A 9,350-nucleotide genomic window follows, 5' to 3' on the forward strand; every position below is an offset into this window, starting at 1 on the left:
CACCGGCTCCGCACCCGGCGGAGGACCGGCCGTCTGCGGTGGATGGCCAGGTCGTGGCAGGATGCCGGGGAACCATCAAGGTGTGAGTGACCGTCACCGGACGTGGAGCGGGCAGGCGTTCGCGGTGGCGGTCCGGGGCAGCGGAGCTAGTAGGCATGGGGGCAGCGGTATGAGTGGCGGGTTCGGCGTCTCGACGGCGGAGCTGGGGAGGCTCCAGAAGGACTGGCAGCAGATGAGCCAGCGGATGGCGGAGCTCCAGGCCAAGCTCGGGAAGATCCAGTCCACGCTGGCCAAGGCGGTCGCGGTGGACCTGGCCGTCAGTCCGCTGGCGGGCATCGCCGGCTTCTACATCGCCTACGACGTGCTGAACGACGCCAAGGACGTGGAGAACCGCGCCCGGCACCTGATGGAGACCAAGGAGAAGCTGACCAAGGCGATCGCCGAGGACGCGCTGAAGCTCCAGGCCGTGATCCGGGAGTACCAGGAGGCGGAGCGCCGGATCGCCGAGGAGCAGAAGAAGCAGGACAAGGAGCGCGAGACCCCGGACAAGCCGAAGCCCACACCCACCGGCAACGGGCACGGGAACGGCCAGGGCAACGGCCACGGGAACGGGAACGGGAACGGCCAGGGCAACGGCAACGGGAACGGTCAGGGCTCCGGCGACCACGACGGCGGCGGGGACAACGGCGGCGACGCCTCCGCCACGCCGTCCACCGCCTCCGCGATCAAGGTCTCCGAGGTCGAGTACGGCGGCCGGGGCTCCTGGAAGAGCGGCAAGGCGGCCTGCGAGGACTACATCAACAAGACGCTCGACCTGATGGGCATCACCGACCCGCAGGCCCGGGCCAACTGGATGCGCGGTCTGCTGACCATGACCGGCCGCGAGTCCTCGTACAACTCCATGCCGCTGGTCAACGACTGGGACAGCAACGCCCACGGCCCCCGGGTCGGGGACGGCTTCCCGCAGAACTGCTCGCGCGGCCCCTGGCAGACCATCCCGAGCACCTTCGCCGCCCACCACCAGCCGGGCACCTCCACCAACATCTACGACCCGGTGGCCAGCTGCGCCGCGGCGATGAACTACGTGATGGACCGCTACGGCGTCTCCAAGGACGGCCACGACCTGGCCTCCAAGGTCCAGCAGGCCGACCCGGGCCGCGGCGCCCGCGGTTACTGATCCCGCGTCAGGGGCCGCACCCGGCGGGTGCGGCCCCGCGCGCGTTCAGAGCGCCTCGCCCTCCAGGGCCGCGTACGCCGCCGAGAGCGCGGTGAGCACCGGGTGCCCGGCCGGGTACCGCACGGCGTCGATCCCGGTGACCGGCCGCAGGCCGAGCGGCATTGCCGCGTTGGCGGCGAACGCCGCCTCGAAGTCCGGCAGCCGACCGGGGGTGACCACCTCGCGGCGGCCCGGCAGCAGCCCTCCCAGCAGCTCCTGGGTGACGCCCGGCAGGTACGGGGCCTCGGGCCAGACCAGCTCGCCGCCCCGGACCAGGCCGAGGTTCCAGGTGCCGCCCTCCCCCACCGCACCGTCCGGGGTGACGAACAGCGCGTCGTCGTAGCCGGCCAGTTGGGCGGCCCGGCGGTGGTGCAGGGCACCGAACAGGCCGACCGCCTTCACCTGCGGCAGGTCCCGCACGTAGGTCACCGTACGGACCCGCAGCGGCGGCAGCGCGGCGGAGGGGCCGGCCGGACGGGTCGTCACCAGGACGGCGGGGTCGGCCTTCCCGGCCAGGCCGGCCAGGTCCAGGGCCGGGTCGAAGACGGTGATCCGGACCATGACCTCCCCGCCCCCGGCCGGGACGGCCCGCCGGGCGTACTCCCGCACCCGCGCGAGGTCCAGCTCCGCGGAGAACAACTCCCGGCAGTCCCGCCGCAGGCGCTCCAGGTGCAGGGCCAGGCCGCGCACCCGGCCGCCGGACACCCGCAGGGTGGTGAAGTGGCCGTAGTTGGTGAGCGCCAGTGCCTGGAGCTCCTCCGGCCGCACCGGCCTGCCGTTCAGTTCCGTCTCGCTCATGCCCGGCAGCATGCCAGGTCACCGGACCGGGCGTGGTCAGCCCGGCAGGCCGTCGCGGATCCGGCGGGAGACGGCGAACTCCTGGAGGTCCAGCGTGCCGGGCGAGTCGGCGACGCCGGGACCGCCCGCCTTCACCCAGTCGGTGATCTCGTCCAGCATGTCGTCGGCCAGCACCCAGCCGAGCCAGACCGGGCGCCCTCCCGCCGCGCGGCCCTCGGCGGAGGGGCTCACCACCACCACGTTGGAGTGGTCGCAGGCGTCCAGGCAGGGCACCGCGCGGACCCGTCCGGCCGCACCGATCCCCTCCTTCAGCCGGACCAGCTGCGCCGCGTGGTCCACCTCCGGGTGGCGCCGCTCCGTCCCGCAGCAGCATCCCCGGCAGACCGTGACGGTGACGGGGGCCGTGGCCGCCGCGGCGGCCTCCTTGCGCGGGCGACGAGCCATCAGTTTCCTTCCGACGGGGGCCCGGCGGCGTGGGGGCCGGGGCCGTGCTGCGGGCGCCGGGGAGGACTGGCGCCACCCCCGTGATCACCCTGAATTCTGCACCACGGCGCCGCGGGCCCGGCAGGGTGCGTCAGTACGGCCGCCGCCATGACGGAGCGTCACGGGCCCGGCCGCCCGCCGTGCGGTCCGTCCGGCGGCTGCTTACGGTGGCCGCGACCGCACCCCGGACCCTCCGGGGGCGGACCGGAGGTTCGACTCATGATCACGGCCAGCGACATCATGCACGCCGGTGCCCAGTGCGTCCGTGCCGACCAGACCCTGCTCGACGCCGCCATGATGATGCGGGACATGGGCGTCGGTGCCCTGCCGATCTGCGGCGAGGACCAGCGCCTCAAGGGGATCATCACCGACCGCGACATCGTCACCCGATGTATCGCGGAGGGCAAGGACCCGTCGACGATGAAGGCGATGGAGCTCAGCGGCCACCTGCACTGCGTGCACGCGGACGACTCGATGGACGCGGTGCTGAAGAAGATGGAGCAGCACCAGATCCGCCGGATCCCGGTGATCGACGGCGAGCGGCTGGTCGGCATGATCAGCGAGGCCGACCTCGCGATGGGTCACCGCGAGGGCGGCTGGCTGACGGACAAGCAGATCGTGGAGTTCATGGACAGCGTCTACATGAAGCGCTGACCGTCACCGGAACGCGGGTCAGGCGGTGGCCCTCGCCGCCGCCCGGCCCGCCGCCCGGCCGGAGAACAGACAGCCGCCGAGGAAGGTGCCCTCCAGCGAGCGGTAGCCGTGCACCCCGCCGCCGCCGAAGCCGGCCGCCTCGCCGGCCGCGTAGACGCCCTCCAGCGGCGAGCCGTCGGCCCGCAGGACGCGGGAGTCGAGGTCGGTCTCCAGCCCGCCGAGCGACTTGCGGGTGAGGATGTTGAGCCGCACCGCGATCAGCGGCCCGGCCTTGGGGTCGAGCAGGCGGTGCGGGGTGGCGGTGCGGATCAGCTTGTCGCCCAGGTAGCGGCGGGCGCCGTGGACGGCGGTGACCTGGAGGTCCTTGGAGAAGGGGTTGGCCAGCTCGCGGTCCCGGGCCTCGATCTCCCGGCGCAGCTCGACCTCGTCGATCAGCGCCTCCGGGGTCTTGGCGTTCATGCCCTTGACCAGCTCGGCCAGCGAATCGGCGACCACGAAGTCCGCGCCGTGCCGCTTGAAGGCCTCCACCGGCCCGGTGGCCCCGGGCAGCGCCCGGCCGAGCACCCCGCGCACCGACTTCCCGGTCAGGTCCGGGTTCTGCTCCGAGCCGGAGAGCGCGAACTCCTTCTCGATGATCTTCTGGGTGAGCACGAACCAGGTGTACTCGTGACCGGTCGTCATGATGTGCTCCAGCGTGCCCAGGGTGTCGAAGCCCGGGAAGAGCGGCACCGGCAGCCGCCGCCCCCCTCGCGTCCAGCCAGAGCGAGGAGGGGCCGGGCAGGATCCGGATGCCGTGCTTGGGCCAGATCGGGTCCCAGTTCTCGATGCCCTCGGTGTAGTGCCACATCCGGTCGCCGTTGATCAGGTGGCCGCCGGCCGCTCCCGCGATGTCCAGCATCAGGCCGTCGACGTGCGCGGGCACGCCGCTGAGCAGCTTCTGCGGCGGGGTGCCGAGCCGGGCGGGCCAGGCCTTGCGGACCAGCTCGTGGTTGCCGCCGATGCCGCCGGAGGTGACGATCACCGCCTGGGCGCGCAGCTCGAAGGAGCCGGCCACCTCGCGGGAGCTGGACTCGCCGCGGGCGACCTGACTGGGCACCAGCACCTCGCCGGTGACGGTGTCGACCGCGCCGGCGGTGGCGGACAGGCCGGTGACCCGGTGGCGGAAGCGCAGGTCCACCAGCCCGCGCGCGGCGGCGGCCCGGACCCGGGCGGCGAAGGGGGCGACCAGGCCCGGCCCGGTGCCCCAGGTGATGTGGAAGCGCGGCACCGAGTTGCCCGGACCGGTGGCGGAGAACCCGCCGCGCTCCGCCCAGCCGACCACCGGGAAGAACCGCACGCCCTGGCCGTGCAGCCAGGAGCGCTTCTCCCCCGCCGCGAAGGCGACGTAGGCCTCGGCCCAGCGGCGCGGCCAGGCGTCCTCCGGCCGGTCGAAGCCGGCCGTGCCGAGCCAGTCCTGCCAGGCGAGCTCGTGCGAGTCCTTGATCCGCATCCGGCGCTGCTCGGGCGAGTCCACCAGGAAGAGGCCGCCGAAGGACCAGTGCGCCTGCCCGCCGAGCGAGGCCGCCGGCTCCTGGTCGAGGAGGATCACCTTCCGTCCCGCGTCTGCGAGTTCGGCCGTGGCCACCAGGCCCGCGAGCCCCGCTCCGATCACGATGACGTCGGCGTCCAGTGCCACGGGGGTCCTCCAGGGGTGCGGGGGCGGTGCGGGGGTGGTGTCGGGATTCTCTGGCCTGGACCGGGCCCGGTCAACCACCCGGCGCCGGAATTCCGCTCCGCCGGGTAGCGGAATTCCGCCGACAAACGATCCGCCAAGGAGCGTAAATATCAGTCGAGTTGACGGAGCGAATGGATTTCCGCAACACCCCTGGACAGCCCTATTAACCTGCCAGTAACTTACTTGTCGGTAAAGCGAATTCCCCCACCATGCGTTTCTCTCCACCCCTCAGGAGGAACCGTGCTCCGCCATGCCCGGAAATTCTTGGTCGCCGCCGCCGCACTGGTCGCGTTCGCCGCCCCCACCGCCGCCACCCAGGCCCAGGCCCAGACCGGCTACGGCCCCTACGTCGCGCTCGGCGACTCCTACGCCGCCGGCGCCGGCGTGCCCGGCCAGTCCGCCGGGCTCTGCCTGCGCTCGGACCGCAACTACGGCCACCTGGTCGCGGCCGCGCTGAACAGCCCCGCCTACACCGACGTCACCTGCGCCGCCGCCAAGGTGAAGCACCTCACCACGGCCCAGTACGACGCCTTCCTCCGGGTCAACGACCCGCAGCTGGACGCGCTGCGGCCGGACACCGGGCTGATCACCCTCGGCATCGGCGGCAACGACCTCGGGGTCACCGACCTGGGCGTCGGCGACGTGATCGGCGTCTGCATCGCCGGTGCGGTGGTCAACCCCTTCGGCACCCCGTGCAAGGACGTCTACGCGGACGGGCACTGGGAGTGGCGCGACTGGTCCTTCCAGTGGGTCTACGGCGAGGACTCGCTGCGCTCCCGGATCGCCGGTGCCGCACCCCAACTCGCGGACATGCTGCGGAAGATCCACGCCAAGTCCCCCAACGCCAAGGTCCTGCTGGTCGGTTACCCGTCCGTGCTGCCCGAGGAGGGCCGCAGCTGCATCGGCCGCCAGCCCGTCACCCCCGGGGACGTGGACTACCTGCGGGGCGTGCTGGGCGAGTTGAACGCCATGCTGGCGCGGACCGCCGCCGCCAACGGCGCCACGTACGTGGACACCCTGACCCCCACCAGGGGCCACGACGCCTGCTCCTCGGACCGCTGGGTGGAGGGCGCGCTGCCGGGCTCCCCGGCGGTGCCGTTCCACCCGAACGCGGCCGGGGAGCGGGCGATGGCCGGCGCGGTGCTCAAGGCACTGGGCCGGTAGCACCTCGGGAAGACGCGACGGGCGCGGACCGGAACTCCGGTCCGCGCCCGTCGTGTTGAGCGGCCTTACGGCTTGATGCGGACGATCTGCGGGTCGTGGTCGCTCGCCTGCTGGGCGAACTCGGCGTTGATGTGCACCACGTCGTACTCCACGTGCTTCAGCGCCGGGCTGACCAGGGTGTGGTCCAGCACCTGCGAGTTGCCCTGGTAGACGTAGGAGTAACGCTCGTTCGCCGGAAGCTCGTTGACCAGGTCGCGGAGCACGCCGTCCTTGGTGAGGGCGGCCAGCGCCGGGGAGAACTGGAAGTCGTTCAGGTCGCCGAGCGAGACCACCCGGGCCTTCGGGTCGGCGGCCAGCAGCTTGGCCACGAAGGCCTGCTCGACCTGGGCCTGCTTGACCCGCTGGACCTCGGAGGAGCGGGCGGGCGCCTGGAAGCGGCTGTCCAGGCCCTGGTCGCCGCCCTTGCTGTTGAAGTGGTTGGCGATCACGAAGATCTTCTTGTTGTGGAACATGAACTCGCCCACCAGCGGCTTGCGGCTGCTGGCCCAGGCCTCGTTGCCCGGGTCGATCCGGCCCGGGGAGGCGGTCAGCGAGGTCCACTTGCCGGAGCCGGTGACGTCCACCGCGGTGGTGGCGCTGCCGCCCGCGATGTCGTTGAAGGAGACCCGCTGCGGGTTGAACAGGAAGGCGGTGCGGATGTTGCCGCCCGGCTCGCCGCCGTCCTTGTTGTTCTCCGGGTCGATGGTGCGCCACTCGTAGCAGGGGCCGCCGGCCGCGCGGATCGCGGCGGCGAACTTGGCCAGGGTCTGGCTCGCGTCCACCGTGCCGTCGTTGACCGCGCCGTTGTTGTCCTGGATCTCCTCCAGCACCACGATGTCGGGCGAGCGCAGGTTGGTGACCACGCCCTTGGCCAGCTCGGAGAACTTCTCGTCCGGGTCGCTCGGGTCGAGGTTCTCGACGTTGTAGGTGGCGATGGCGACCTCGCTGGGCAGCGCGCGGTCGGTGACCTCGCGCTCCAGCTGGTTGTCCACGTGCTCGCCGATGGTGTTGGCCACCAGGGTGTAGCCGCCGAAGCGGTTGTAGTCCAGCGGACCCTGGGTGCCGCCGTAGATCTCGTCGCCGACGTTGGCCACCGGGAACGGGCGCTCGGCCTCGGGCAGCGCCGACTGGATCATCAGGCGGCCGGAGTTCTGGCCCTGGTAGCCCAGGTACGCGGCGCCGCCGCGCTCGGTCCGCGGCTCGGTCGGACGGACCGTCACCCAGAGCTCGTGGTACTGGTCGGTGGCCTGGACGACCCGGGCGTGGCCGAGCTTGACGTTCATGCCCTCCAGCGACTCGAAGCGGTCGAGCGCGTAGTCGGCGGGCTTGAGCGGCAGGGCCTCGATCGAGCCGCCGGCCGCCTCCGGGGTGTAGGCCGCCGGGATCGAGGACTCGTCCAGCAGGACGGCCTCGGGCACCGGGTTGCCGGAGGAGCGGACGGTGACCAGCGGGTTGGTCAGCTGGGTGAGCGACTGGCCGCCCGCGCTGAACGCCGGGTAGTACTCGGCGACCTTGCCGGTCACCAGGACCGAGTCGCCGACCTTGACGGCCGGGTCGGCGCTGCCGGTGTAGACGAAGATGCCCTCGCTGGTGGCCGGGTCGGCGTCGGCGTCCGGGTCCTGGAACCAGAAGCCCTTGGAGCCGTAGGCGCGCACGGCGGTGACCACGCCGGGCACGCCCGCGATGGTCTTGCCGGTCAGCGGGGACAGCCGGGTGGTGCCCTGGATGTCGTGGATCCGCACCGTGCCGGGGTCGGTCGGGCCGGTCCCGGTGTCGCCGCCCTCGGCGGCCTCGCCCTTGGAGTTCACCGGGGAGGGCGAACCGGCCTTCAGGTCGGCCGCGTTGTCGTCGGTGTCCGGCAGGCCCGAAGTGCGGGAGACCGAGGCGGTGTTGCTCGCGCCCGCGGCCGGGCCGGAGCCCTCGCGGACCACGGCGGTGCCGAAGCCGACCAGGTCCTTGATCCGCGGCTCGGCCGCGCAGTCGGCGGCGGTCTTGCAGGTCAGCGGGGCGGTGCCCTGGACCAGCGCGACGGTGCCGCTGGTGCCGGAGAGCGCCAGCGAGCCGGTGGCGTCCGGGGTGGGCAGCGCGACGGTGCCGCCGGCCCCGGCGGCCTCGGCCACCAGGTAGCGGCCGCCCGCGGCGACGGTGCCGGTCAGCGGGGTGACGCCCCACTGGGAGTTGGCGCCCGGGGTCCCGGTCAGGTACTGGACGCTGTAGCCGGCCAGGCTCAGCGCACCGGTGCCCTTGTTGGCCAGCTCGATGAAGTCGTTCTTCAGGACGGCGCCGGAGTTGCCGCCACCGCCGTACACCTCCGCGATGACCGCGTCGGCCGAGGGAGCGGCGATCGCGCCCGGCAGCGGGACGAGCACGAGCGAGGCCGCGACGCCGGCCGGCAGCAGGGTGGCGCGCAGCAGCGCGCGACGCGAACGGGGGGCGGTGGGCTTGGTCACCGGGCAGGACTCCTCGGTCGGATGCTCCGGCGGTCGTGGGGTCGCCGGCAGCTGAGGGTGGGTCAGGTCGCGGACGGCAGGCCGCTACCCGTGTAGATCGATTACCGGCCAGTACCGGCGGGCCAAAGATACGCGCGTAGAAAATGACACGACAAGACTCCGTCAGTTAACAATCGGCAACGGTCCGCACGACGGGAGGCCCGCCGCCCCCTGGGTGGGAGCGGCGGGCCGACGGTCCGTCAGGCGCGGGGTCAGACGTGGCGGCGGAGGTTGCTCGCCAGCTTCTCCCAGGTGTCGTGCGCCCCCTTCCGGTACATCCATCCGGTGATCGGGCAGGTCCAGCTGTCGATGCAGTCGTCCATCCAGCTGTCACCGGCGGTGTGCCCGTGGGTGGTCAGGTAGAGCCGGCCCATGCCGATCCGGTCCGTCCGCCCCTTGGTGATGGTGAACTGGATGTAGGAGTTGCGGCCGTGCACGACGCTGCCCTTGCGGGTGCCGAGCTTCAGCGTGTTCGAGCCGATGTAGGCGACCCGGACATTGAAGTTGATCTTGATCCCGAAGACCGAGTCCCGCAGGTCCATCTTCTGGCCCACGTGGGTGATCTTGTTGGCCCGGCCGGCCAGCGGGAAGATCTTGCCGAAGTGGTCCATCCAGTAGCGGAACAGGCCCTTGGCGCTGCGGGTGCCGTTGCCCAGGTCGAACTTGAACGAGTAGTCCAGCGTGCCGGAGGTGTCCCGGCAGTTGACCGGGTCGCCCGAGCAGTAGACGTAGGCGTTGGAGCCGCCGTTCGGCACCGGGTCGACCGACAGGAAGCGGCCGGTGGCCGGGTTGT

Annotated in this window: 7 protein-coding genes and 1 pseudogene; 3 read left to right on the plus strand and 5 right to left on the minus strand. The window is 72.2% G+C overall.

The genetic code is table 11. The features are described from left to right. The first annotated feature begins 169 nt into the window (after nt 1-169). Complete coding sequence (locus ABD946_RS17815; protein WP_345284712.1) at nt 170-1,177, plus strand: hypothetical protein; 1,008 nt, start codon at nt 170-172, stop codon at nt 1,175-1,177. Nucleotides 1,178-1,222: 45 nt separating this feature from the next. Here the strand turns inward: ABD946_RS17815 and ABD946_RS17820 are convergent, their stop codons facing one another. Together ABD946_RS17820 and ABD946_RS17825 are read right to left on the minus strand one after the other, a co-directional pair. Continuing rightward, on the minus strand, nt 1,223-2,014 hold the full coding sequence (locus tag ABD946_RS17820) for an aminotransferase class IV (protein WP_345284714.1): 792 nt from the start codon (nt 2,012-2,014) through the stop codon (nt 1,223-1,225). 36 nt (nt 2,015-2,050) lie between these two features. Beyond that, nucleotides 2,051-2,458, minus strand: a complete 408-nt coding sequence (locus tag ABD946_RS17825; protein WP_345284716.1) for a (2Fe-2S) ferredoxin domain-containing protein — start codon at nt 2,456-2,458, stop codon at nt 2,051-2,053. 258 nt (nt 2,459-2,716) lie between these two features. On the opposite strand from ABD946_RS17825, the gene ABD946_RS17830 reads away from it, so the two are divergent. Continuing rightward, entirely contained in the window at nt 2,717-3,151 is a 435-nt protein-coding gene (locus tag ABD946_RS17830) for a CBS domain-containing protein (RefSeq protein WP_345284718.1), read from the plus strand. A gap of 18 nt (nt 3,152-3,169) precedes the next feature. On the opposite strand, the pseudogene ABD946_RS17835 reads toward ABD946_RS17830, so the two are convergent. Next, a pseudogene (locus tag ABD946_RS17835) lies at nt 3,170-5,090 on the minus strand (FAD-binding dehydrogenase). Nucleotides 5,091-5,105: 15 nt separating this feature from the next. Between ABD946_RS17835 and ABD946_RS17840 the strand changes: the two are divergent. Continuing rightward, nucleotides 5,106-6,029 carry an SGNH/GDSL hydrolase family protein gene (locus ABD946_RS17840; protein WP_345284720.1) on the plus strand — a complete coding sequence of 308 codons (924 nt, stop codon included), beginning with the start codon at nt 5,106-5,108 and terminating at the stop codon, nt 6,027-6,029. Nucleotides 6,030-6,094: 65 nt separating this feature from the next. Here ABD946_RS17840 and ABD946_RS17845 read toward each other — a convergent pair whose 3' ends face one another. Then, complete coding sequence (locus ABD946_RS17845; protein ID WP_380148824.1) at nt 6,095-8,518, minus strand: endonuclease/exonuclease/phosphatase family protein; 2,424 nt, start codon at nt 8,516-8,518, stop codon at nt 6,095-6,097. 251 nt (nt 8,519-8,769) lie between these two features. Beyond that, on the minus strand, nt 8,770-9,350 hold a 581-nt coding region (locus tag ABD946_RS17850), incomplete at its 5' end, for an RHS repeat-associated core domain-containing protein (RefSeq protein WP_345284722.1).

It is taken from the genome of Kitasatospora albolonga (genome assembly GCF_039535905.1).
Lineage (GTDB): Bacteria > Actinomycetota > Actinomycetes > Streptomycetales > Streptomycetaceae > Kitasatospora > Kitasatospora albolonga.